The organism is Micromonospora sp. DT44 (genome assembly GCF_049841635.1).
Taxonomy (GTDB): domain Bacteria; phylum Actinomycetota; class Actinomycetes; order Mycobacteriales; family Micromonosporaceae; genus Micromonospora.
Genome location: NZ_JBNCKS010000079.1, coordinates 1 through 24,069 on the forward strand (window position 1 = coordinate 1; position 24,069 = coordinate 24,069).

Genomic DNA, 24,069 nt, shown 5'->3' on the forward strand with positions numbered 1-24,069 from the left:
CCCAAGTGATCATCGACGCCGAACCTAGCGGCAACCAGCCGAACCGATCACCACGTACATAGAAGCGTCTTGCAGTTGCTGTCGATGATTTGCGTAGCTGCGGACGTTATGGAACGACAGAAAGTGCAAGATTGCGCGGTCGGGGGCGGGGTTGGGGCGGGGTTGGGGGAGGTGGGGGTGGGTGGCGCGGGATTGGTCAGAGAAGTCGGGATTGAGCAATAATCGCGCGGGCGGTGAGCGCTCAATCGATCTTGTGGAATGGAGGGGCGGGTGGGGTCGCGTGTTGGAGCGGCAAGATCGCGATTTGTGCACGTCTTCACAAGCGCCTACTCTGTAGTTCCGACGCGCCCTGCTAGCACAGCCGGAAACCACGGTCGCCAGCGGGAGTCCATAAGCGGCCGACCAGCAGAGTTGGCCGAGGATCGCACCGCACGGAGTCTCATGAGTCAGCACCGTCCGCCAGGTGCGCCCGGCCGCGCCGGTGCCGTACCGGCGCTTCCGGACCTTCCCGAGGCGACCGTCGCTCGGCTCCCGGAATACCTGCGCGCGTTGCACAACCTCGCCGACGCCGGCCACGAAACGATCTCCAGTGAGGGTCTCTCGGCGGCCGCCGGAGTCAACTCCGCGAAGCTCCGCAAGGACCTCTCCCACCTCGGCTCGTACGGCACCCGGGGCGTCGGCTACGACGTCGCGTTGCTGATCGAGCAGATCGAGTACGTGCTCGGGCTCACACAGCGTCGCGCTGTCGCCCTGGTCGGCGTGGGTAATCTCGGTCACGCCCTGGCCGGCTACGACGGGTTCGCCAGCCGGGGCTTCCGGATCGCCGCACTGTTCGACGCCGATCCCTCCCGGGTCGGCGAGGAGATCAACGGGCTGGTGGTCCGGCATGTCGACGACCTGCCCGCGGTCGCTGTGGAGGAGTCCATCGCGATCGGCGTGATCGCCACCCCCGCCGCCGCCGCCCAGCGGGTCGCCGATCAGCTGGTCGCGGTCGGCGTGACGAGCATCCTCAACTTCGCGCCCTGCGTACTCTCTGTTCCGGAGGGGGTCGACGTGCGCAAGGTCGACCTCGCCATCGAGCTGCAGATTCTGTCCTTCCACGAGCACCGTAAGGCGTCGCTGACCGCGCTGCCCGCCACCGGCGGGTCCGCTCTCACCGCCCTGCCCGGCGGTCTCGCGGCCACCGACACCCAGGAGGCGATCGGCACGTGAAACTGCTCGTCGTCGGCGCGTCCTACCGGACCGCCCCGGTCGCCACGCTGGAGCAGCTGGCCGTGCCCCCCGCCGACCTCACCCGCATCCTGGACCGCCTGGTCGCTCAGCCGTACGTGAGCGAGGCGGTGCTCGTCTCCACCTGCAACCGGGTGGAGGTCTACGCCGCCGTGTCCGGTTTCCACGGTGGGCTCGGCGACATCTGCGCCGTCCTGGGCGAGCAGGCCGGCAGCACTCCGGCGGCGCTCGCCAACCACCTGTACGTGCACTACGACACCGCCGCCGTGGACCACGTCTTCCGCGTCGCCACGGGGCTGGACTCCATGGTCGTGGGCGAGGCGCAGATCCTCGGCCAGTTGCGTGACGCGTACCACTGGGCCACCGGCACCGACTCGGCCGGCCGGCTGCTGCACGAGCTGATGCAGCAGGCGCTGCGCGTCGGCAAGCGGGCCCACGCCGAGACCGGCATCGACCGGGCCGGCCAGAGCGTCGTCACCGCCGCGCTGGAGTTGGCGGCCGGGCACCTCGACGGTGACCTCGCCGGCCACCCGGCCCTGGTGATCGGCGCCGGTGCGATGGGCTCGCTCGGGGTGGCCACGCTGTCCCGGCTGGGCGCCGGGCCGCTCACGGTCACCAACCGGGGCATCGACCGGGCCGTCCGGCTCGCCGAGTCGTACGGTGCGGGCGCCGCGCCGATGACCGAGCTGGCCGCCACGCTCTCCACAGTGGACATCGTAGTGGCCGCCACCGCGTCCACCGAACCGGTCCTCACCCGGACGGTCGTCGGGGCCGCGCTCGCCGAGCGCGACCCGGGCCGGGGCCCGCTGGTCCTGCTCGACCTGGCCGTTCCGCGCGACGTCGAGGAGGGCGTCGCCGACCTGGCCGGCGTCCAGGTGATCGACATCGACCGGATGGCGGCACTGCTCGCCGACGGTCCGGCCGCGGCGGACGCCGCCGCCGTCGAAGGAATCGTGACCGGCGAGGTGGAGGGCTTCCTCACCTGGCTGCGCGGCGCCGACGTGGCGCCCACCGTGGCGGCGCTGCGGGGTCGCGCCGACGACGTCGTCACCACCGAGCTGCGTCGCCTGGCCCAGCGCCGTCCCGACCTCGGCGACGACCTGCGCGCCGAGGTGGCCCGTACGGTGCACCGCGTGGTTCAGCGGCTGCTGCACCAGCCCACCGTCAAGGTCCGCCAGCTCGCCGCCGAGCCCGGTGGCGACCAGTACGCCGCCCTGCTGCGTGAGCTGTTCGACCTGCAGGTGCCGCAGACCTCGCCGGTGGACACCGTCCCCGACGTGCTGAGCCCAGAGATCGGCATGCCGTTCGCCGACGGCGACCCGGTGCCCGGCTCGGACGCCACCGACCCCGTCCCGCCCACCGGAGGTGCGCGATGACCGCCCCCCTGCGCCTCGGCACCCGGGGCAGCACCCTGGCCCTGGCCCAGTCCGGCCATGTCGCCGAGGCGGTGACCGCCGCCACCGGCCGCCCGGTCGAGCTGGTCGAGGTGGTCACCGCAGGCGACCGCTCCAGCGCGCCGGTGCACCGGCTCGGCGTCGGGGTGTTCGTCTCCGCGCTGCGCGACGCGCTGACCGCCGGGACGATCGACTTCGCGGTGCACTCGTACAAGGACCTGCCCACGGCCGCCGCTGGCGGGCTGCACATCGCGGCGGTACCGCCCCGGCAGGATCCCCGCGACGCACTGATCGCCCGCGGTGGCCGGACACTCGCCGAACTGCCGCCCGGCGCCACGGTGGGCACCGGCGCGCTGCGCCGTATCGCCCAGTTGCACGCGCTCGGCCTGCAACTGGAGGTCACCCCGATCCGCGGCAACATCGACACCCGCCTGGCGCGGGTGCTCGGCCCCGATGCCGACCTCGACGCGGTCGTCCTGGCCCGGGCCGGCCTGGCCCGGATCGGTCGGGCCGACGTGATCACCGAGACGCTGGACCCGATGCTGATGCTGCCCGCGCCCGCCCAGGGCGCGCTGGCAGTGGAGTGCCGGGTCGACGACCAGGATCTGATCGAGCTGCTCGGAACGCTCGACCACGCACCGTCGCACGCCGCGGTCACCGCGGAGCGCGCGTTGCTGGCCACCCTGGAGGCCGGGTGCAGCGCACCCGTCGCCGCCTACGCCGAACTCGCCGAAGGCGAAGACGGTGACGAGATCTACCTGCGCGGGGCGGTGATCAGCCCGGACGGCACTCGTGACATCCGGCTGTCCCGCACCGGAACGCCCGCCGACGCTGCGGAGATCGGTAAGGCACTCGCCGCCGAACTCCTCGAACTCGGCGCCGACTCGATCCTCGGCCACGAAGGACACACCGGCCCGGGGACCCAGCAATTTGGGAGCACAGAATGACCCGCACCCGTAAGCCCGTCGGCCGTATCGCGTTCGTCGGGGCGGGCCCCGGCGACCCAGGTCTGCTGACCCGCCGGGCGCACGACGCCCTGGTCGACGCCGACCAGGTGATCTACGACCGGGGAGTCCCGGAGTCGCTGCTCGCCGCCGTGCGCGCCGAGGCCAGGGACGACGCCGAGTTCACCCCGGCCGAAGGCGCCCCGGGGGACGTGGCGAAGGTGCTGATCTCCGCCGCCCGGTCCGGGCTGAACGCGGTGCACCTGGTCGCCGGCGACCCGTTCGGCCACGACTCGGTGGTCAAGGAGGTGCAGGCCGTCGCCCGTACCGCCGCCCACTTCGAGGTGGTGCCCGGCGTCGGTCAGGCCGAGGGTGTGGCCACCTACGCGGGTGTTCCGCTGCCGGGTGTGCGTACCGCCGCCGACGTCGAGGACGTCAGCGCGCTGGACTTCGAGGCGCTGGCCGCCGCCGTCGGCCGGGGTTCGCTCGCGCTCGCCGTGGACGCCGGTGACCTCGCCGCCGTCCGGGACGGGCTGCTGGCCGCCGGGGTCGACGGCACGACCGGTGTCGGGGTGACCGGTGACGGCACCGGCGAGACCCAGTACACGACCACGTCGACCGTGGACAGCTTCGTGGCCGCCGCGCTCGGCTTCACCGGCCGGGTGGTTCTCACCGTCGGTGTCGGGGTGGGGCAGCGCGACAAGCTGAGCTGGTGGGAGAACCGCCCGCTGTACGGCTGGAAGGTGCTGGTTCCCCGCACCAAGGAGCAGGCCGGCGTGATGAGCGCACGGCTGCGCGCGTACGGGGCGATCCCGTGCGAGGTGCCGACCATCGCGGTCGAGCCGCCGCGTACCCCGGCGCAGATGGAGCGGGCGGTCAAGGGCCTGGTCGACGGCCGGTACGCCTGGGTGATCTTCACTTCGGTGAACGCGGTCCGCGCGGTCTGGGAGAAGTTCGCCGAGCACGGCCTGGACGCCCGGCACTTCGGCGGCGTCAAGATCGCCTGTATCGGCGAGGCGACCGCTGACGCGGTGCGCGCGTTCGGTATCCAGCCGGAGCTGATCCCCGCCGGGGAGCAGTCCTCCGAAGGGCTGCTGGCCGAGTTCTCGCCGCACGACGAGATCCTCGACCCGGTCGGTCGGGTGCTGCTGCCGCGCGCCGACATCGCTACCGAGACGCTCGCCGCCGGGCTCACCGAGCGCGGCTGGGAGGTCGACGACGTGACCGCGTACCGGACGGTGCGGGCTGCGCCGCCGCCGGCCGAGATCCGGGACGCGATCAAGTCGGGCGGGTTCGACGCGGTGCTCTTCACGTCTTCCTCGACCGTGCGGAACCTCGTCGGCATCGCCGGGAAGCCGCACGCGCGCACGGTTGTTGCCGTGATTGGGCCCAAGACGGCGGAGACCGCGACGGAGTTCGGCCTTCGGGTCGACGTCCAGCCGCCGCACGCCTCGGTGCCCGACCTGGTGGAGGCGCTCGCCGCCTACGCCGTCGAGTTGCGCGAGAAGCTGGCCGCCATGCCGGCCAAGCAGCGCCGCGGCTCGAAGGTGCAGGGGCCGACCGCCCTGCGCTTCCGGTAGTCGTCGTTTCAGGAGGACCCTTCCATGTCGTACCCCGAGATCCGGCCCCGCCGTCTGCGCCGCACCCCGGCGATCCGCCGGCTGGTGTCCGAGACCCGGGTCGACCCGGCCGAGCTGGTCGTGCCGATGTTCGTCAAGGAAGGGTTGACCGAGCCGCGGGCGATCGCGTCGCTCTCGGGGGTGCTTCAGCACTCCCGGGACTCGCTGCGCAAGGCGGCGGCCGAGGCCGTACAGGCCGGCGTCGGCGGGATCATGCTCTTCGGGGTCCCCGAGCAGCGGGACCCGACCGGGTCCGGCGGCATCGACCCGAACGGCATCCTGAACGTCGCCATCCGCGACGTGGTGGCCGAGGTCGGTGACGCCACCGTCGTGATGAGTGACCTGTGCCTGGACGAGTTCACCTCGCACGGGCACTGCGGGGTGCTCGCCCCCGACGGCGACGTCGACAACGACGCCACCCTGGCCGCCTACGCCGAGATGGCGGTGGCCCAGGCCGCCGCCGGGGTCGACGTCGTCGGGCCGTCCGGGATGATGGACGGCCAGGTCGGCGTGGTACGCCGGGCGCTCGACGCCGCCGGGCACCAGGACGTGGCGGTGCTGGCGTACGCCGTGAAGTACGCCTCGGCGTTCTTCGGCCCGTTCCGCGACGCCGTGGAGTCGGCGCTGGAAGGTGACCGGCGCAGCTACCAGCAGGACCCGGCGAACGTGCGCGAGTCGCTGCGCGAGGTGGCTCTCGACGTCGCCGAGGGCGCCGACATGGTGATGGTCAAGCCGGCGCTGCCCTACCTCGACGTGGTGTCGGCGGTCCGGGCCGCGGTGGACGTCCCGGTCGCCGCCTACCAGGTCTCCGGCGAGTACGCGATGGTCGAGGCCGCCGCCGCGAACGGCTGGATCGACCGGGAGCGGGTGATGATGGAGACCCTCACCTCGATCAAGCGGGCCGGCGCGCAGATCATCCTCACCTACTGGGCGGTCGAGGCCGCCGGTCTGCTCCGCCAGCGTTACTGAGCGGCTCCCCGGCTCCGTCCGGGCCAACCGCCTCGTCGGCACCCGCGACGGTGGTCGGAAGTCGCCGGCTGGTCAGCCAGGCGAGCGCCAACAGCACGGCCGAGACCGCCAGCGCGAGCCGGGTGGCCAGCGCCAGTTCCGGCGCGAGGTCGAGCCGTCCGGCCGGGTCGAGCCGTCCGGCCGCCGTGATGCCCCCGCCGCCGAGGCTCGGGGCCGCCCGGTCCGTGAGGAAGGACAGGACGGCGGCGATCAGCGCCGTGCCGGCCGCGACCGAGGTGTGTGACACCGTGGTGAGCAGGGTGGAGCCGGACGGCACGTCGTCGGGCGGAAGCGACCGGCTGGCCGCCGTCATCGTCGGCATCAGCGTGGCACCCATGCCCAGGCCGATGACCGCGCCCAGCGCGGCCAGCAATGGGTACGACGTGTCGGCGTCGAGCACCAGCACCCGGACCACCGTGCCCGCCACGGCGGTGCAGATGCCCAGCCCGACCACCCGCCGCGCCGAGACGCGATCGACGAGCCGGGTCGCGACTTGGAGCGTCAGCCCGGTGGTCAGCGCCTGCGGGATGCCGATCACCCCGGCCAGGGTGGCCGAGTCACCGCGTACCACCTGCACGTAGGCCGGGATGATCAGGAAAGAGCCGAAGTATCCGGCGGCGAAGAGGGCCACCGTCGCGGCGCCGGGGGTCATCCCCGGCGCGCGGAGCACGGCCAGGCGTAGCAGTGGCTGCCGGACCCGGCCGGCCCGCACGGCGAAGGTGACCACCAGCAGGACGCCGAGCGCGAGCGGCAGCAGCACGGATGCGGTGCCGACCCCGCCCCGCTCGCCGGTGACGCTGAGGCCGTACACCGCCAGCGCAAGACCGGGGCAGAGCAGCAGCAGCCCGACGACGTCCAGTCGGACCGGTAGCCGTCCCGCGTCGGCGACCGGCAGCACCGACCGGCCGAGCACCAGCGCCACCAGCCCCACCGGCAGGTTGATCCAGAAGATCCACCGCCAGGACGCGTGGTCGAGCAGCAGCCCACCCAGCACCGGCCCGATGAGCGGCCCGACCAGCACCGGAAGACCGAGCAGGCTCATCATCCGTCCGCGCCGTCCCGGCGGAACCGCGGCGAGCGCGACGGCCATCCCGACCGGGTTGAGCAGTCCGCCACCCAGCCCCTGGAGCACCCGGAACGCGATCAGCGACCCGACGCTCCAGGCGGCCCCGGCCAGCACGGAGCCGGCGGTGAACAGCAGCAGCGCGGTCAGGTAGGTGCGGCGGGCGCCGAAGCGACTGATCGCCGAGGCCGCGGTGGGCATCACCGCGACCAGGGCGAGCGCGTAGCCGCTGGTGACCCAGCCGATCGTGGTGAGGTTGGTGTCGAGGTCGTCGACCAGCCTCGGCAGGGCCACCACGGTGACCGTGGTGTCGATCACCGCGAGCAGGCCACCCAGGGTCAGGTACCAGCCGAGTCGTCGCGCAGACGCGTCCATGTCGCCGGCTCAGGGCCGGAGCCGGCGGGCGCTGCGCAGCGCCTCGGCCCACCAGGCCAGCTCGCTGAGCGTGGCGTCGGCCGCCTGCCGCAGCGGCTCGTCGTCGACCAGCCGACCGGCGACGTCGAGTCGTTCCCACGGTGCCCGGAGCACCACCCCGGACCGGGTCGTGGCGGCCTGCACCTCGGCGAAGACCAGCCGGAGCTGCTCGACCGCGCGGATACCGCCGGAGCCGGCGCCGTACGACACGAAGGCCACCGGCTTGCGGGCCCACTCCCGGTAGTGCCAGTCGATGGCGTTCTTCAGGGCGGCCGGAAAGCTGTGGTTGTACTCGGGTGTCACCACCACGAACGCGTCGGCCGCGGCCAAGCGGGCGCTGATGGGGCTTGCCGAGTTACCTCCGGGAGGAGTGTCGGCGAACGGCAGCTCCACCTCGGCGAGGTCGATGAGGTCCAGGTCCAGGTCCGCGCGACGTTCGCCGTGGGCGACGAACCAGTTGGCGATCGAGCGGCCCACCCGAGGTTGCCGGACGCTCCCGACGAGCACGGCGACGGTCGGCGGAACGGTGTCCTCTTGCGTAGTCATGCCTCGGACGCTAGGACTTGAAGTAATGGTGAAGTCAATGGCGGCGGGGGAGTGGCGATGGGCACGTTGACGGTCGGCGAGGTAGCCCGGGAGAGCGGTGTCAGCGGCTCCGCCGTGCGGTTCTACGAGCGGCAGGGACTCATCACGGCTGCCCGCACCGGCGGCAACCAGCGGCGCTTCGACGCGGACGCGGCCTGCCGGATCAGGGTGGCACGGGTGGCCCAGCGCGTTGGTCTGACCGTCAACGAGATCCGCGACCTGCTCGCGGCCCTGCCTCCCGACCCCCAGCTGGCCGACTGGCAGGGCCTGCACGATCGGCTGACCGCCGAGGCCGAGCGGCGCATCCGCGACCTGCACGCGGCGCTTGACGACATCGGCTCCGGTCGCCGCCTCTGCGACCTCTGACACGCGTGGGCCCCGATCCGCCGGTAGTGGTCCGCGCCCGGACGACGGCAAACGAATCAGGGCGACCCATCCAGACAACCTGCCCGAATTCTGGACCGAGGTCTCCACCGGTTGGGAGCCGCCGGAGCGGCGGACTCGCCGCGGCTCAGCAGGTTGTTGCGCGTGATCAGAGCCGGCTACAGGTATCAATCAGAAAGACCAGATGCCTGGTCGTTGGAAGCGAATGGACGGGGTGTGTGCACGAGGCCGTTGAGCACGACCGTCAAACCTCGCTCGAATTCCTGGCCGGTGAAGGCGGCGCCGACTGGGGCCAGTTTCGAGAGGGTCGGGAGTGCGTCGGGTGCGAGCGCTGCGACGCGTTGGGCGGCGGAGCTGGCATCCTCCTCGCGCGATAGCCGGCCGGCTAGCTCGTTTTGGGCGATACCCATGACGAAGGCCGAGACGGTGCGGAATGCGACGAAAAGGTCGACGCCGTCCAGGCCGCCGCGTGCCAGTGCTGCCGCGAGTGCCTCGGCTGGGGCGAGGCTGGCGCGGGAGGAGGTGCGGCGGGTGAGTACGAGCGGGATGGCTGCGGGATGCGCGCGGAAGGTTCGCCACAGGGCCGTGGCCACCGCGCGCGTGTCCGCCACCCAGTCGTCGGTGGGCTCTGGTATCTCGACGAGGGCGGAGACGGCGTCGACCACGAGTTCCTCGAGGGCTTCGCGGCTGTCGACGTAGTTGTAAAGAGTCATGGCGCCCGTCTGCAGGGACGCCGCGAGAGAGCGCATGGTGAGCCCGGCCAGGCCGTCCCGGTCGACGATCGCCAGCGCGTGTTGCTGGATGTCCGCGAGGGTGAAACGGGCTCTCATGCTGGCCACTCCCGGCTTAGGTACGGCGTACGTATCTGAGGCTACTATACGTACAACGTACGCATGATGAGGAGGGGTCCAGTGACCGTCACGAACCCGAGGGGCCTGCCGTTCCAGGTCGGCCGCAGGAGCGGAACCGGCTTCCGCGACCTTGTTCGACACCAAGATGACGCGTTCCTCGCTTTCGCTCGCACCCTGACCGACGAAGAGTGGGAGCGCCCCAGCCTCTGTGCGGGCTGGACGAACAAGGATGTGCTCGCCCACCTCGTGCTCGGCATGCGCCTACCGCCACCCCGGCTGCTGCTCGCGATGGCGCGGCGGCACTGGTCGTTCGACGCGGCAAACGACGTCCTCAGTCGCGAGTACGCCAGCAGGTGCACCGCTCGGGAGTTAATTGACGCGTTCGACCGCGCCCGGGCGCGCCCGAAAGGTATCGGACGCCTACTGCCGGCGCCGCTGATGCTCGGTGACCACGCCGTCCACCACCTCGATATCGCGCTCGCGCTCGGCCGGTCCGGCGTCCTGTCGCCGCAGGTGACCGACGCGGTCCTCGCCGTCGAGACGCGCGTGCCCAACCCGTTCATCCCCGCGGCCGCGCGAACTCGGGGCCTTGCCTTCCGCGCCACGGATACGAACTGGTCGCGTTCGTCGGAGCGGGCACTCGAAGTGCTCGGCACCGCCGAAAACATCATCTCCGTCCTCGCCGGCCGACACCACGCCATCCCCGACCTAACCGGCAGCGGCGTCGCCACCCTGACAAGCCGACTCTGAAACGAAACCGGGCCTCATGCGGCCCAGTTGCTTCGGGCCGAGCCCAGCCCTCGACGAGAGGTGTCCCAGATCACTTGACACGTACAACGTACGCGAGACAGGCTTACGTACGTTGTACGTGTCCTGTTGGCGGCATACGAAGTGCCGCTCCGCGCGAGAAGCAGACGGATCCCGGCTGGCTGGCCGTTCAAGAGCGCAGCGGACCGGGGCCGGTTTCACGAGAAATTTAGAGGATTACATGTTCAGCATCGACAAGGAACTTTTCGAGGCCGCCAGCGCGATCGCAGCCGCCGCCCCACCCACGCCGCCGGTCGTCGATGACTGGAAGACGCGGCGGGCGAATATCGACACCCTTTACAACGGACTGGCTGCCGTCGCCACACCCGACGACAGCATTGAGATCGTGGACTTCACCGTGCCGTCCTCGGATGGGCACGCCATTCCGCTACGCCTCTACAAGCCAAAGAACGTTCCGAACGTACTCGTTGTCTATGTCCACGGAGGTGGTCTCATCGCCGGGGGCCTCGACGGCTACGACCACGTTTGCCGCCGCTACGCCTCGGAGGCCGGGGTAGCAGTGATCGCGGTCGACTACCGCCTGGCACCCGAATCGCCGTTCCCAGCCGCGGTCGAAGACTGCGTCACCGCGGTCCAGTGGGCAATCGAGCACGCCGCGGAGCGCGTACCCGGGGCCCGCGTCGCGCTCATGGGCGACTCCGCCGGAGGCGGCCTCGCCGCAGCGACCGCGCTGGTGTGTCGTGACCGTCAGATCGGGCCCGTGGCCGCGCAAATCCTGATCTACCCGATGCTCGACGACCGCACCGCAGTTGCCGACTCGGCGGTCGAGCCGTTCCTTGCCTGGTCGGTGGCCGACAACATCACCGGCTGGCGGGCCTACCTCGGTGACAAGTACGGCACCGAGGACGTGCCTGCCTCCGCTTCCGCCGTCCGCGCAGGTTCACTCCACGATCTGCCACCGGCTTACCTCGAGGTCGGCCAACTGGATCTCTTCTGCGCGGAGACGGTCGCCTACGCCACGCGACTCATGGAACACGGTGTGCCCGTGCACCTGTCGGTGCGCCCCGGCGCATTCCACGGTTTCGATCAACTCGCGCCCAACTCCCGCATCGCACAGAGCGCGTTCGCAGATCGTGTCGCCTTCCTTCAGGGCCTTTAGCACCGACCGTTCTCTGGCCCACGTCATCCGGTCGCATCCCCAGATCGTCAGAAACCACCAGCAAGGAGATCTCGTGAGCACCAAGATCGCCCTCATCACCGGCTCGACGAGCGGAATCGGTCGCGCCACCGCGCTCAAGCTCGCCCGCAGCGGTATCCGTGTCGTCGTGTCCGGCCGTGATACGCAGCGAGGGCAGGAGGTAGTGGAGCAGATCCGCTCCGAAGGAAACGAGGCTCACTTCGTCCGCGCGGACCTGCGTGATGCGCAGTCCGCGGTCGAACTCGCGGCCAAGGCCACCGAGGTCGCCGGCGGAGCCCTCGACATCCTGGTGAACAATGCGGCAATCGGGGCCGGTGGCCCGACCGCGGGCACCGAGGAGTCGACCTTCGACGCAGTGCTGGCCACCAACCTGAAGGCCCCGTTCTACCTGGTCGCGAACATCGCGCCCGCGATGGCAGCACGCGGCGGTGGAGCGATCGTCAACGTGTCCACACTCGCCGCCGAAGTCGCGCTCCCCGGTCTGTCGGTCTACGGGGCGAGTAAGGCCGCCTTGGACCTGCTCACCAAAAGCTGGGCAGCCGAGTTCGGCCCCGCCGGCGTGCGCGTGAACTCCGTCAGCCCCGGCCCGACCCGTACTCCGGGATCCGAAGCCTTGGGAGAGTACCTGCAGCTACTCGCAGCGCAGGCCCCGCTGGGCTTCGTCGCCGATCCGGAAGACATCGCCGCAGCCATCGCGTTCCTCGTCAGCGAAGAGGCACGGTTCGTCACCGGCACCGTGCTGGACGTGAACGGCGGCCGCACCATCGTATGAGAACGGGCGAAGCTCAGATACCCGCGGTGATGGGTCGTGGCGCCAGACACCACCATCAAGTGGCGCCCGACCACAACCCCGAAAGAAGCTCCGTGTGCGACATCCATCATCAACCTCGCCTCGCGTGCGGCTCCTGGCGCGAGGCGGTGCTCGAACCGCAGGCGAACAAACGCGCCCTCGGGAAGCTTCTGAGAGGCGCGCCGACTGAGGACTCTGGAGCCGGCAACGTCCGGGCGCGTGTCGAGCGCTGCATCGACCAACTGTTGCAGCGCGGTCGCGAGCAGCGGGTGATCCGAGCCGACGTCGCAACCACCGACATCGGGGTCCTGATGTCCCTGATGGCTCACCTCATCGAGACCTTCGGCGAGGCGAACCCACGGCTCTGGCGCCGCCTTCTCCCGATTCTCCTTGATGGCCCACGTGCGGACGCGCCGACGTCGCTTCCAGAGCAACCATTGAACACATCTGCGTTCCTCAGCCGCCTCACCGCGCCACCCTGACCGATCTGCAAACCGCACCGTCAGCCGGCGTCCCACGCTGACACCACCCAGGTCACCCCGCGTCGATGAAGCCGCCCTGATCGGCTCCGGTCGCCGCCTCTGCGACCTCTGACCCCGCCTGGTCCGCGACCCGCCGGCCGTCGCCCGCGCCCGAACGATCAGGGCACCTGCCCCCGCTGGTCGACTATCGCCATCCGCGTGACGGCGGCGCTCGTGTAGAGCGACTCCTTGCCGTCGCGTACCAGGACATCGCGGGTACCGAGATAGGCGTGGGTCTCCCAATCGAAGATCAGGTCGATGTGGGCGCCGATCACGCCCGGGGTCCGCAGCGCCACTCCTCGCCGGCCGGCGGCGTCCCGGATCTCGCCGGGCAGCACGGTGGCGCCGGGCACCTGTGCCATCGCCTCGAACAGCGCGCCGCGCGACCGCGGTGGCACGTAGCCCTCCAGCATCCATTTTCCGTCGCCGAAGATCGTCGTAGGGTCGTTCCTGATGGCCTCCAGGTCCGCGCCGGCGGGCAGGTCCACGGGGACCGGGTGGTCCCGCAGGTACTGGGCCATCTGCTCCGGCTCCGTGGGTAGGCCCTGGAAGTAGCCGGGCGGCGGTGACATGTCCGAGACGTCGTCGGTACGCCACTCGTCGGGGCGGCTCTCCAGCCGCCGTCGCTGCTGCCAGGTCGTGCCGTCACCGACCGGCACCCAGCGTTGGAGCCGCTCGACGACGTACGGGCCGGCGGTCGGCCGCTCCCGGTAGGTGAGTCGCAGTTCGACGAAGAGGTACTGGCCGGGGCGGGCCACCAGGGGGGGCTGCTGACGGGCCGAATCCGCCGCTTCGGTCAGGACCTCCGCCGCGCTCGCCGTCGGCGGGGCGTCGCCGAGCGTCTGCGTCAGGAGCCCGCCGACGGTCAGCAGGGCGACCAGCCCGCCAATGCCCGCCAGCCGCCAGCCCGGTGCGCGCCACCGGACGTTCCGGCGGGGCGTACGGACCGCAGGCGCGATCGCGGCCGTCTCGGGAGACCGGGTGGCGATGTGCTCCCGAAGCTCGGTGAGGAGTCGTTCCTCGAAGGTGCCCAGTGGCTTCTCGGTGTGGGTCATGGCGCTCATTCCTCCGGTCAGACCAGCGCGGATTCGGACGTGGCGAGCGCGAGGCGAATCGCCCGGCGGGCCCGGTGCACGCGGACCCGGGCGGCGACCGGGGAGATCCCGAGCGCGCCGGCCGCGTCGGTAAGGGACAGACCATCCACGGCGACGAGTTCCAGCAGGGCGCGCGTGTGCTCCGGCAGCCCTCCGAGGGCCCGATAGGTGCGCCGGGCCAGCGATTCCGCGTCGATGCGCTCCTCGATCCGGGCGATGTCGTCCGCGTCCAACAGCCGCCGTCCCGCCAGCCGACCACCGGCCCGCATGAGTCGGGTCGCCCGGCGGTGCTCGGCGGCGATGACGTTCCGGGCCACACCGAAGAGCCAGGCCAGTTCGTTACCGCGCTCGGGCCGGTAACCGGCTGCGGAGTCGATCACCGCCAGGAACACCTCAGCGGTGAGGTCCGCGGCGGTGTGTGGGTCGTCGACGCGGCGGGCCACGAACCGGCCGATCGTCTCGACGTGCCGACGGTAGAAGCGTTCGAAAGCGGCCGGATCCGTACCGATGGTGGTCAGGTCGTCCCCGCCGGAGCTCGGGCTGTTCACGGGCCGTCCTCTCGTTGGCCGTCCTTACACCCCTTCATTGGCTCGGCGACGACGTGGCGTTACATCCGACCGCCCTTCGTCCCGTCGCCACCGCGTCCGCGCGGCAACTCCGGCGAAAACAAGGATGTAGTGGCCTCCTTGATCGGCGGAGGCCACTACGTCCTGGATCGAGCGCGCTGGCGCGTGGGTCGTCAGTCGTCGTTGGTGATGGTCCCGGTCGCGAGCGGGTCGGCCAGTCGCAGGCCGGGCACGCCGGCCACCAGCAGCGTCAGCTTCTCGTCCGACTCGCGTCGCCGGTCACCCCGCACGCTGACCGGGAAGGTCACCGAGGTGTCACCGGCGGCCAACACCTTGCAGCCGGCGTACGCGTCGAAGTCCGAGCCCGTCTGCGCCGTGAGACCGACGGTCGCGGCGCACAGCAGCACGGGCTGCGACAGCGGCCGTGAGACGGTGGCGGTGAACACCATCTGCCGGGTGCCCTGGTCGCCCTCGACCACCGTGGTGTCGGCGACGGTCAACGCCGCCCGCGAGCGGAACCTCGCCACCTGCGGATCGTGGTCGCTGGAACCCCGTGAGCCGTCACCGGTGAACTCCGCCGGCCAGTCGGCGTTGACGTGCGCCGCCCGCACCTGCACCAGGTCGCCGTAGAGCGCGTCGTTGACGAACAGGTGGTCGAGCGTTTGCGCCTGCCCCTCGAAGCTGTACGAGTACGCCGAGGCCGGCACGTCCGCCACCAGGTTGTCCCACAGGTTGTGCAGGCCCGCCTCGTACAGCGGGGCGAGCTGGTCCGACGGTGTGGGCTGGGCGGCGGTGGCGATGGGATCGTCCGGGCGGGGGAAGACGTTCAGGTCACCGCCGTAGACGACCCGCGCGTCCTGGTCGGCCGCCTCGATCGCGGTGACGATCGCCGCCCCGTACGCCGCCTGCTCCCGTCGCTGCCCGACCCGGCTATCCGGACCGGAGGAGTAGTGGTTGCTGAGCGCCCACAGGGTGAACCGCTCGGTCGAGCCCGGCGCCGCGGCCACGTTGAACCTGCCCAGCTGGGGTGCCCGGGTGAAGACGTTGTTCCCGTCCTTGCCCGTCGAGGTGTCCACGTCGGACGGCAGCACCGCGTTGAGCGCCTTGGGGTTCTGCACGTCGGCGTTGCCGGGCAGGCCGGCGGCGCGGTACTGGACGGTCGGCGTCGCGCCGAGCAGCGGGTCGCCCGCCGTCGCGGCCGCCAGCGACAGCCGGTCGGTGCGGTACAGGAACGCGGCGGTGATTCCGCGAGCGTCCGCGCCGGTCCGGTCGTAGGCAGCGGCGTACGCCGGCCCGCCGGCCGCCGCCACCGCGAGCGCCAACTCCTGGATGCTGTCCGGAGCGCCGTCGGCGTTGTTGGTGTCGCCGCAGGCCAGCGCCGTCCCGGAGACGGTGCAGATGTCCTGGTCCTCGGCCTCCTGCACCAGGATCAGATCCGGTGCGTGCAGATCCTTGACGATCTGGTCGGCGAGTGACGTCAGGTGCTGGCGGTAGTCGGCTTCGCTGCTCGGCACGTAGTCGAACGGCGGGCTGACACCGGTACAGCCGGCGTTGCCGGTGAAGTCGCAGCCGTCGAACGGGTCGTCGCGGTAGTCGTACAGGTTCTCCACGTTGTAGGTCGCGACCGCGACCTCCTGGGAGCGGTCGGCGGGCTTCGGCGGGTTGTTCTTCGACGGGTCGGCCCCGGCGTCGAACTCGGCCCGCTCGACCTGCACGCCGTACTTCTCGAACGAGTAGTAGACGCCGCCCACCGCGTCGGCGCGCAGCGTGTCGAAGGTGTGCGCCGGCGGGAGCAGCGCGGTGCTGTCACCGGCCGTGGCCTTCACGCCCATGCTGCCGAGCAGCACACGTTGCCCGTTCCCGTCGTCGAAGCGCCGGGTCGGGTCATTGTCCAGCGGATGCGAGTCCCGGAAGACCCGCCGGGCGTACGGGTCGGCGCGGTCCAGCAGCGGATCATCCCGGTCGACGACCCACAGCTCCGCGTCGGCGGTGGACGAGAAGACGTCCCGGCCGCTCACCGCGCCGCTGCCCGCGCGCACCCGCAGCCGGACGCCCTCGTGCCGCTCCCACCAGCGCTGCGCCTCGGTCAACTCGACCGGAGGCACCGCGTCGGCAACCGAGACCGTCGTGTCCACGTCCAGGCCGGTGGCGATCCGACGGACCAGCGAGGCACCGGAGAGCTGGGTGAAGTTGTAGTACTCCGACACCCGCGCCCGGAGCACGACCTCGTCGCCGACCGTCGGCACGTACCCGCCGACCAGCGAGGTGAACGTGCCCATGAAGACGAAGATGCCGTCGGAGCTGGTCGGGTCGCCGTCGGTGTCGCCGCTGCGGCTCTGCAGGAAGAACCCGTTCTGCTCCGCCCCGGCCGACGTACGCGCCAGCGTCCGCTGGGTGATCACGCCACGGACGTCGTACATCGTGCTGCTCGTGCCGTTGCCGCTCGCCGGTGCGAGCGGTGACCGGTCGGCGGCGGACTCGGCGTCGGTGGTCGGACCCTGCACCTCCCCGACGGGCAGCTCCCGGGTCACCTGCACGGCCAGCGCACAGCTCGCGGTGCCACCGCCCGCATCGGTCGCGGTCACGGTCACGGTGTACGCCCCGGCCGTGAGGTCGGCGCTCGCGCCGACCGTGGCGCGGGCCGTGCCGCCCACCGCGTCGGCGGGGGTGAACGCGGTACGGGTGATCGAGCCGCCGGCCGGCGTCGGGCTGACAGCGGTCACCGCCAGGTCGACGATCTCATCGTCCGGGTCGGTGGCGGTGACCTCCCGGCTCGCCGCCGTTCCCGATGCGGTGACCAGTGGGCCGCCGCAGGTCACCGTCGCCGGGACGTCGACCGGCCCACCGCCGTCCACGCTGTGCGAGCCGAGCCCGTCGAAGGTGTCGACCGGGAAACCGGCCCACTGGGCGGCGGGGTCGAACGCGTCCGACGGGTCGGTGTCGCCCGCGGTCACCGAGGGCAGGCGGCGCAGCGTGTTGTCCGCCGTGCTGGTCGTGCCCGTGCCCCACTCGGTGCCCGGGTCGACGCCCACCTGCCCGATCGAGTCGAGCACGGTCGTGCCGCGGCGCAGCACGATCGCGTCGTCGCCGTTGAACAGGCTCGCCCCGGTGGTCTGGTCCGCCTGGGCGAGGATGGCCGCCCCGGCCGAGGCGCTGGCGAACACGAAGGCGTCCCCGGCGGCGACCGTCCCGGTCAGCGCGATCGTGGTCGCCGTCGTGGCGCCGTTGAAGTAGAGCTGGAGCTGGTAGCCGCCAGCGGTGAGGTCGACGGGAGCGCCGGTGCCGTTGAACAGCTCGATCGCCTTGTTGTTCGACGAGCCTTCGACGTACTCGGAGATGAACAGGTCGGTGGGCGCGGCGCTGGCCGCGCCCGGGGTGACGCCGAGGGCCGTGACGGTCACTGCGGCGGTGGCGATCGCGAGCGCGGCTGTTGTGCGGCGCGGGCGCATAGGGCCTCCACGATGGGTGGACGGGGTCAACGCACGTTAAGGTGCCCCACTGTCCACCGTCCATCCCCTAGTGGACACTTTCGTGAATTCCTCAGCGTGGCTGATCGAGGCGGTGCACCAACTCGGCCACGTCGACGCTGTACTCGCACCAGTCCCGGTCGGGCCGGTAACCCAGCTCCGCGTTGACCTTGAGCATCGCCTCATTGGCCTGCGCGTTCCAGGTCTGCACCTCGGCCAGCTCCGGCTCGGCGGAGCGCAGCTCCAGCAGCATCCGCGCCTTGATCGCCCGGTCGATGCCGTAACCCCGGTGGTCCTGCCCGACGATCGTGTCGTACTGGTCGGCGCGGGTCGGGTGCTGCGCGGGCACCACGACCTCGGTCAGGCCGGCCACCTCATCGCTCTGCTCGTGCCGGGCCAGCACGATGTACGGCTTCATGCCGCGCCGGTGCAGCGTGTCGAGGCTGTCCCGCAGGCGCTCCGGGTCGTAGGAGCTGGGACGTAGCTCGCCGTCCTCGACGTCGCGCACCTCGGCCTTGGCCCGCGCGTACGACTCGATCAGGTCGTCCGGTGGACCCCCCGGGTAGAACTCCAGCTGGTAACCCGCGCCGATCCCGGTGGCCATCTCGGTCAACTCGGCCCAGTCCACCGACGTCAGGTCGAGCACGCTGCGCGTCTCCACGTACTCCCGGGTGAAGCCGAGCGACTCGTAGAAGGCCACGGCCGGCGTGTCGCCGACCACCTCCACGCCGATCGATTGGAAGCCCTCCTGGTAGACCCGCCGGGCCGCGCGCAGAACCAGGTCACGACCGAGGCCGCCGCGTCGTGCGGAAGGGTGGACCAGCACCTCGAGCACACCGATGTCACCGAGCAACAGCACGTGGACCTGGCCGAGGACGGCACCGACCTCGCCAGGAGCGCTCGGTTCGGCCTGGGCGAGCCAGGAGATCCGCCGCTCACCCGGCATCACCTCGCCGAGATACTCCCGTAGGGAGGTCTCCCGCCACGGAGGGTCCTGCGGCAGATCGGCCGCGAGTACCGCGTTCAACGTGGTCAACAGCGACGCGATCTCGGCGGACGAAGCGGTCCTGGGGTCCCACTCGCGCACCATCACCCGTCTAGCTTGCCGCTAACGGCTGCCCGGGGGAAGTGTCCGGTCCTCCAATGTGCGTGGACGATCACATCACAGGCGGCTGGCCCGTCCGTATCGGTCAGCGGTGTCGTAGACGGCCTGGGCGTACCGCCGTACGTCGTTGTACGACAGGATCGCGTTCCACCAGTCACCCGGGATGCTGAGGTTGCGGCCACCCTTGCAGAGGTAGTTGCCGGCCGCCAGCGCCGCGTCGTCCAGGTCGTGCGGGTCCTTGATCCCGTCCCCGTCGGCGTCGGCCCCGATCTCCTGCCAGGTCGTCGGGATGAACTGCATCGGCCCGATCGCCCGGTCGAAGACCCTGTCATCGTCGAGCGCGCCGCGGTCGGTGTCGATGATCCGCATCCGGCCACCGTTGCCGTCCAGCGGCTGTCCGATGATCTTTGGCAGCGCCTTGCCGTCGGCGCCCAACCGCGCTTCGTTGGCCGAGCCGTGCCCGGACTCGACCTGACCGATCGCGGCCAACGTCGTCCAGCTCAACGCGCAGCTACGGTTGGACTGGGCGAGCATCTGCTCCGCGTACCCGTACGCCCGCATGGCGGTCGGTGGGATGCCGACCTTGGCCCCGACCTCCTGCGCCCAACCGGCCAGGGCGTCCGACGGGCGACCGCCGATCGTCGGAGCGACGGTCGGCCCGGTCGGCACGACTCCGGGAGGGAACGCCCCGGTGGGCAGCGGACCGGTCGGCACCGCGCCCGTCGGCAGCGGGCCGGTCGGCCGTGGGTCGAGTGGCAGTGCCGGCGGCACGGCCACGGTCGGTGCGGCCGAGGCATCGACGGCCACCGGCTTGGACCCGCCGATGGTCGCCGGGACGAGCAGCGCTCCCGCTGCGGCGGTCGCCGCGACCAGGGCCAGCAGGAACACCCCGGGAACGGTGAGTCGACCGCTGGGCCGGCGGGACCACTCCCGGGTCGCCCGGGCGGCGGTCACCGCGGCCTGGCGCGGCGGCGGCAGACGGACGGCGTGCGCGAACGGCACGCGCCGCCGCCGACCAGGTGTGACCGCCGGTACGACGGCGACGCCGTCCACCTTGGTCGCCGTCAGGTCGGTGGCGCCCGCCGCGACCGTCCCGTCGCCGGTCTTGGCGGTCCCGGCGTTGGCGTCGCCCGTCTTCGCCTTCGCCGGGTCGGCGGCCGTGGCACCGGTCTTCGCCGTGTCGGCGTCGGTGGCGCCGGCCTTTGCCGGTCCGGGGGCCGTGGTGTCGGCCTCCGCCGGGTCGGCGGTCGTGGTGCCGGCGGTCGCCGGGTCGGTCTTCGCCGGGTCGGCTTTCACCGGGTCGGTCTTCGTCGGGTCGGCTTTCACCGGGTCGGTCTTCGTCGGGTCGGCGGTCGTGGTGTCGGTCTTCGCCGTGTCGTCGCCGTCGGTGTTGTCGCTCGCCGGGTTGTCGGTGTCTCCCTCGGCCCGGTCCGCGGCGGCGGTGTCCGTAGCGGCGGTGTCCGTAGCGGCGACATCGGCGGTGGGGGCCGCCTTCGCGGCGATGTCGTCGTCGGCGGCGTCCTCGCCCCGGTCGGCGGGGGCGGGGGCGTCGACTGTCGAGGCAGGAGCAGCGTCGGCCGGGGCCGGGGGTGTGCTCTTCGCGTCGGTCGTACCGCTGCTCAGCCAGGGACGGCGCGGGCGAGGCACGGCCGGAGGCGCCGGATCCGGCGCGGCGCCCGACTCCGCCAGAGGCCCGTCCAGCGGCGCGGCCGGTCGAAGCGGTTGCACACGCGTCTTGTCCTCGCCGTCCACCACCCGTCGAGTATCACTCACGTCCCGACGGGCGTCAGGTCCACGTACCCTTGGTCGCATGCCCCGGTACGAGTTCCGATGCCGCGCCTGCGGCGACACCTTCGAGGTCAACCGTCCGATGGCGGAGGCCGGAGCGCCGGCCACCTGCCCGCAGGGTCATGCCGACACGGTCAAGTTGCTCTCGGCGGTGTCGGTCACCGGTCGCGGCACCGGCGCCGCGCCGGCGTCCGGTGGCGGCGGCTGCTGCGGTGGCGCCTGCGGCTGCTGACCCGGCGGTTTCGGCGGCAGACTCGTGAACCGCCCTTGCCGGGACCGGATTCGAGTGGCACCTTGAGGCGGCACCTGCCCGGCCGTTCTCACGATGCGTGACCGCTCGGACTCAGGCAGCATGAACCCGACGTCACGGGCGGAGGTTCCACGCATGTCGCCACGGATCCAGCTCCCGAGCGGTTGGGTGACCTTCGTGTTCACCGACATCGAGGGCTCGACCCGGCTGGCCCAGTTGCTCGGCGCGGACTACCGCCCGGTGCTCGCCGAGCATCGACGGTTGCTGCGGCGCACTCTGGCCGCCACCGGTGGCGCCGAACTGTTGACCGAGGGCGACTCGTTCTTCCTGGCCTTCGACGACGCGGCGGCGGCGTTGACGGCCTGCCTGACCGCCCAGCGGGCCCTGGCGAACCATGACTGGCCGACCGAGGAGGCCGCGCCCCGGGTACGGATGGGTCTGCACACCGGCTACGCCGAGCCCCGCGACGGCGAGTACGCCAGCCCCGAGGTGCACCGGGCGGCCCGGGTGGCCGCGGCGGCCCACGGCGGCCAGGTGCTCTGCTCGGCGTCCACGGCCCGCCGGGCCGACCCGCTGCCACCGGGCGCCACCCTGCTGGACCTGGGCCTGCACCGGCTGCGTGGCTTCGACGACCGGGAGCGGCTGTTCCAACTGGTCGCGCCCGGGCTGGAACGGCAGTTCCCCCGCCCGCGTACCGCCGAGGCCGTGGCGCACAACCTGCCGACCCAGGTGACGTCGTTCGTCGGGCGGCAGGTCGAGCGCGCCGAGCTGAGTGCGCTGGTGGAGCGGCACCGGTTGGTCACGGTGCTGGGCGCGGGCGGCGCGGGGAAGACCCGACTCGCCGTGGAGCTGGCCGGTGGCGTGGTCGAGGCGTACCCCGACGGGGTCTGGTTCGTCGACATCGCCGCGGTGACCGACCCGGGGTTGGTGGCGTTCGCGATCGCCGCGGTGCTCGGGCTGCGGCCCGAGCCCGGCCGCCCGATGCTGGACACGCTCGTCGAGTACGCGGCGGCCCGCCGGATGCTTGTCGTGCTCGACACCTGCGACACGCAACCGGCCGCCTGCGGCGAGGTCATCTCGCGGCTGCTCTCCGGTGGGGGCGGCGTGCGGGTCCTGGCGACCAGCCGCGAATCGTTCAGCCTGCCCGGTGAGGTGGTGTGGCGGATCCCGCCGCTCTCGGTCGACCCACGTGCCGACGGCGCGGAGAGCGATGCGGTCGCGCTGCTGCTGGACCGTACCGCTGCGGCCCGTGGCGGCCGGCGGCCGGAGCCGGCCGAGTCGGCCGATCTTCGCCGGGTGGTGCAGCGGTTGGACGGGCTGCCGCTCGCCATCGAGCTGGCGGCCGCCCGCCTGCGGGTGCTCTCCGTCGGTCAGCTCGCCGAGCGGCTGGACGACGTCCTCGGCACTCTGGACGCCGGCCGGGAGGACCCGGAGCCACCGCCGGTGGAGCGGGGCTGGTCCGGCAACCAACAGGACACCGTGGACCTGGTGGCCGCGGCGATCGGTACGCCGCCGCCGACCGCGGCGAGCCGGGCCGTGCAGCGGTCAGCCACCGAACGGCACCTGACCATGCAGGCCACCGTGACCTGGTCGTACCGGACGTTGGGGCCGCGGGCCGCGCGGCTGTTGCGCTGGATGGCCGTCTTCGCCGGGCCGGTGGACCTGCCGACGGTGGAGTGGCTGCTGGGCGACGACCCGCTGGACCCGCTGTCGGTGCTGGTCGACAAGTCGATGGTGTTGGCCGAGCCACGGGCCGCCGGCAGTTCGTACCGGATGCTCGACCCGATCCGGGCGTACGCGGCGCGGCGGCTGGCCGAGGCGGGTGAGGAGCAGGCCGCCCGCGACCGGCACGTGGCCTGGTCGGCGCACGCTCTGGATCGGGCCCACCTCGGCCCGGACGGGCGACCCGTGACGCTGTCCCTCTACACCCTCGATCCGCTGGCCGACGAGCTGCGGGCCGCGCTGCGCTGGTGTGCCACCGGTGGCAGCGCCCGCGCCGGTCTGCGCCTCACGGGCGGGCTGGACCAGTGGTGGCGCGAGCGCGGGCTGGCGCGGGAGGGTCGACTCTGGCTGTTCCGGCTATACGGACGGATCGCCGAGACGGGCGAGCGGATCCCGGACGCGGAGCTGGCGGCGGCGTACCACATGCACTCGCTGCACGCCGGCGCCGACGGGGAGTTCGCGGAGGAGTTGCGCTACTCGCAGCGGGCGGAGGCCGCCGCCCGGCAGGCCGGTGACGCCGGTCTGCTGGCCCGGGTGCTCGCCGGCCGGGCCGCGCCGCTCGTGGACATGGGCCAGTTCTTCGAGGCCGAGCGGGTCTGCCGGGAGGTCATCGACTGGGCGCACGGGCAGGACGTGGTGGGCGAGGCGCTGTTCGCGGTGTTCAGCCTGGCCGAGCTGCTCTGGCGGCGGGGCGCGCTGGCGGAGGCGGCGGACCTGCTGGGCGCGGCGCGTCCGGTCGAGGCCGCCCGCCCGGTCGAGCGCGGCCGACGTTCGGTGGACATGCTGCTCGGGATGGTCGCGCTGGCCCGGGGCGACGTGATCGCCGCGCACGAGCACCTGCTGGTGGCGCTGCGCTCGCGGATGGGGCACGGCTACCACGGCCGGGCCTGCGACACCCTGAACGCGATCGCGGTTCGGTGCGCGCTCGGCGGGGACCCGACGACCGCCGCGCGGCTGTTCGGCGCGGCGCAGGCCACCCGGGCGAGCATGCGGGCGACACCGGGCATCTGCGGCGGCTACTGGGCCGACCAGCAGGCGGAGCTGCGGGCGATGATGGGCGACGTCGCGTTCGACGACGCGTACTCGGAGGGCGCCGAGTTGAGCCTGGACGAGGCGGTAGCGCTCGCCCTCGACGTGGAACACCCGGACCTGGCGGCGGACTCGACCCGCTTCAGCACCGAACTCTCCCACCCCGCCTCACCCCAACACCCCGCCACAAAAACCGAACACGCCTAACTCGAAAATCGAACCGTGCGTAGACACGCGGCAGCATCCCGCGTCGCGAAGCGGCGTGGGATGGGTTGTGGT

General features: G+C 71.9%; 20 protein-coding genes. 12 read left to right on the forward strand and 8 right to left on the reverse strand.

The genetic code is table 11. The features are described 5' to 3' along the window. The first annotated feature begins 441 nt into the window (after positions 1 to 441). The 5 genes from ACLQ25_RS29895 to hemB are packed head-to-tail and all read left to right on the forward strand — an operon-like array spanning position 442 to position 6,156. Complete coding sequence (locus tag ACLQ25_RS29895) at positions 442 to 1,212, forward strand: redox-sensing transcriptional repressor Rex (protein ID WP_425734087.1); 771 nt, start codon at positions 442 to 444, stop codon at positions 1,210 to 1,212. Beyond that, positions 1,209 to 2,606: a glutamyl-tRNA reductase gene (locus ACLQ25_RS29900; protein WP_425734088.1), complete on the forward strand. Its 1,398-nt coding sequence runs from the start codon at positions 1,209 to 1,211 to the stop codon at positions 2,604 to 2,606. The genes ACLQ25_RS29895 and ACLQ25_RS29900 overlap by 4 nt, the downstream gene beginning before the upstream one ends. Further along, positions 2,603 to 3,571, forward strand: coding sequence for a hydroxymethylbilane synthase (hemC, locus tag ACLQ25_RS29905; protein WP_425734089.1), 969 nt, complete (start codon positions 2,603 to 2,605; stop codon positions 3,569 to 3,571). Before ACLQ25_RS29900 ends, hemC begins: the two co-directional genes overlap by 4 nt. Further along, positions 3,568 to 5,148 (forward strand): uroporphyrinogen-III synthase, encoded by a 1,581-nt coding sequence (locus ACLQ25_RS29910; protein ID WP_357129203.1) that lies wholly within the window; start codon positions 3,568 to 3,570, stop codon positions 5,146 to 5,148. Before hemC ends, ACLQ25_RS29910 begins: the two co-directional genes overlap by 4 nt. A 24-nt stretch (positions 5,149 to 5,172) precedes the next feature. Beyond that, positions 5,173 to 6,156, forward strand: a complete 984-nt coding sequence (gene hemB, locus ACLQ25_RS29915; RefSeq protein ID WP_425734090.1) for a porphobilinogen synthase — start codon at positions 5,173 to 5,175, stop codon at positions 6,154 to 6,156. Here the strand turns inward: hemB and ACLQ25_RS29920 are convergent. Together ACLQ25_RS29920 and ACLQ25_RS29925 are read right to left on the reverse strand one after the other, a co-directional pair. Beyond that, a complete protein-coding gene (locus ACLQ25_RS29920) occupies positions 6,107 to 7,633 on the reverse strand; it encodes a DHA2 family efflux MFS transporter permease subunit (protein WP_425734091.1) in 1,527 nt (508 codons plus the stop codon). The two genes, hemB and ACLQ25_RS29920, sit on opposite strands and share 50 nt — an antisense overlap. 9 nt (positions 7,634 to 7,642) lie before the next feature. Beyond that, positions 7,643 to 8,218 (reverse strand): NADPH-dependent FMN reductase, encoded by a 576-nt coding sequence (locus ACLQ25_RS29925; protein WP_425734092.1) that lies wholly within the window; start codon positions 8,216 to 8,218, stop codon positions 7,643 to 7,645. A 57-nt stretch (positions 8,219 to 8,275) separates the two neighbouring features. Here ACLQ25_RS29925 and ACLQ25_RS29930 point away from each other — a divergent pair, with 57 nt between their 5' ends. Continuing rightward, positions 8,276 to 8,623, forward strand: a complete 348-nt coding sequence (locus tag ACLQ25_RS29930) for a MerR family transcriptional regulator (RefSeq protein WP_425734093.1) — start codon at positions 8,276 to 8,278, stop codon at positions 8,621 to 8,623. A gap of 185 nt (positions 8,624 to 8,808) precedes the next feature. On the opposite strand, the gene ACLQ25_RS29935 is transcribed toward ACLQ25_RS29930, so the two are convergent. After that, positions 8,809 to 9,471, reverse strand: coding sequence for a TetR/AcrR family transcriptional regulator (locus tag ACLQ25_RS29935; RefSeq protein ID WP_425734094.1), 663 nt, complete (start codon positions 9,469 to 9,471; stop codon positions 8,809 to 8,811). Positions 9,472 to 9,552: 81 nt separating this feature from the next. On the opposite strand from ACLQ25_RS29935, the gene ACLQ25_RS29940 reads away from it, so the two are divergent. The 4 genes from ACLQ25_RS29940 to ACLQ25_RS29955 all read left to right on the forward strand — a co-directional run bounded on the left by ACLQ25_RS29940 (position 9,553) and on the right by ACLQ25_RS29955 (position 12,730). Next, entirely contained in the window at positions 9,553 to 10,242 is a 690-nt protein-coding gene (locus tag ACLQ25_RS29940) for a maleylpyruvate isomerase family mycothiol-dependent enzyme (protein WP_425734095.1), read from the forward strand. 238 nt (positions 10,243 to 10,480) lie between these two features. Next, entirely contained in the window at positions 10,481 to 11,419 is a 939-nt protein-coding gene (locus ACLQ25_RS29945) for an alpha/beta hydrolase (RefSeq protein ID WP_425734096.1), read from the forward strand. Between the two features lie 73 nt (positions 11,420 to 11,492). Continuing rightward, complete coding sequence (locus tag ACLQ25_RS29950; RefSeq protein ID WP_425734097.1) at positions 11,493 to 12,230, forward strand: SDR family NAD(P)-dependent oxidoreductase; 738 nt, start codon at positions 11,493 to 11,495, stop codon at positions 12,228 to 12,230. Positions 12,231 to 12,322: 92 nt separating this feature from the next. Then, the gene (locus tag ACLQ25_RS29955) at positions 12,323 to 12,730 is read left to right on the forward strand and encodes a hypothetical protein (protein ID WP_425734098.1); all 408 of its coding nucleotides are present in this window, start codon (positions 12,323 to 12,325) and stop codon (positions 12,728 to 12,730) included. 158 nt (positions 12,731 to 12,888) lie between these two features. Here the strand turns inward: ACLQ25_RS29955 and ACLQ25_RS29960 are convergent, their stop codons facing one another. The 5 genes from ACLQ25_RS29960 to ACLQ25_RS29980 all read right to left on the reverse strand — a co-directional run bounded on the left by ACLQ25_RS29960 (position 12,889) and on the right by ACLQ25_RS29980 (position 20,297). After that, positions 12,889 to 13,824: a CU044_5270 family protein gene (locus ACLQ25_RS29960; RefSeq protein ID WP_425734099.1), complete on the reverse strand. Its 936-nt coding sequence runs from the start codon at positions 13,822 to 13,824 to the stop codon at positions 12,889 to 12,891. A gap of 17 nt (positions 13,825 to 13,841) precedes the next feature. After that, a complete protein-coding gene (locus ACLQ25_RS29965; RefSeq protein WP_425734100.1) occupies positions 13,842 to 14,411 on the reverse strand; it encodes an RNA polymerase sigma factor in 570 nt (189 codons plus the stop codon). A 191-nt stretch (positions 14,412 to 14,602) separates the two neighbouring features. Beyond that, positions 14,603 to 17,878: a lamin tail domain-containing protein gene (locus ACLQ25_RS29970; RefSeq protein WP_425734101.1), complete on the reverse strand. Its 3,276-nt coding sequence runs from the start codon at positions 17,876 to 17,878 to the stop codon at positions 14,603 to 14,605. Between the two features lie 91 nt (positions 17,879 to 17,969). Continuing rightward, entirely contained in the window at positions 17,970 to 18,986 is a 1,017-nt protein-coding gene (locus ACLQ25_RS29975; protein ID WP_425734104.1) for a GNAT family N-acetyltransferase, read from the reverse strand. 72 nt (positions 18,987 to 19,058) lie between these two features. Further along, positions 19,059 to 20,297 carry a lytic murein transglycosylase gene (locus ACLQ25_RS29980; RefSeq protein WP_425734105.1) on the reverse strand — a complete coding sequence of 413 codons (1,239 nt, stop codon included), beginning with the start codon at positions 20,295 to 20,297 and terminating at the stop codon, positions 19,059 to 19,061. A 514-nt stretch (positions 20,298 to 20,811) separates the two neighbouring features. On the opposite strand from ACLQ25_RS29980, the gene ACLQ25_RS29985 reads away from it, so the two are divergent. Both ACLQ25_RS29985 and ACLQ25_RS29990 read left to right on the forward strand, forming a co-directional pair. Next, positions 20,812 to 21,021 carry an FmdB family zinc ribbon protein gene (locus tag ACLQ25_RS29985; RefSeq protein WP_425734102.1) on the forward strand — a complete coding sequence of 70 codons (210 nt, stop codon included), beginning with the start codon at positions 20,812 to 20,814 and terminating at the stop codon, positions 21,019 to 21,021. 153 nt (positions 21,022 to 21,174) lie between these two features. After that, on the forward strand, positions 21,175 to 23,997 hold the full coding sequence (locus ACLQ25_RS29990) for an ATP-binding protein (protein ID WP_425734103.1): 2,823 nt from the start codon (positions 21,175 to 21,177) through the stop codon (positions 23,995 to 23,997). The last annotated feature ends 72 nt before the right edge of the window (positions 23,998 to 24,069 follow it).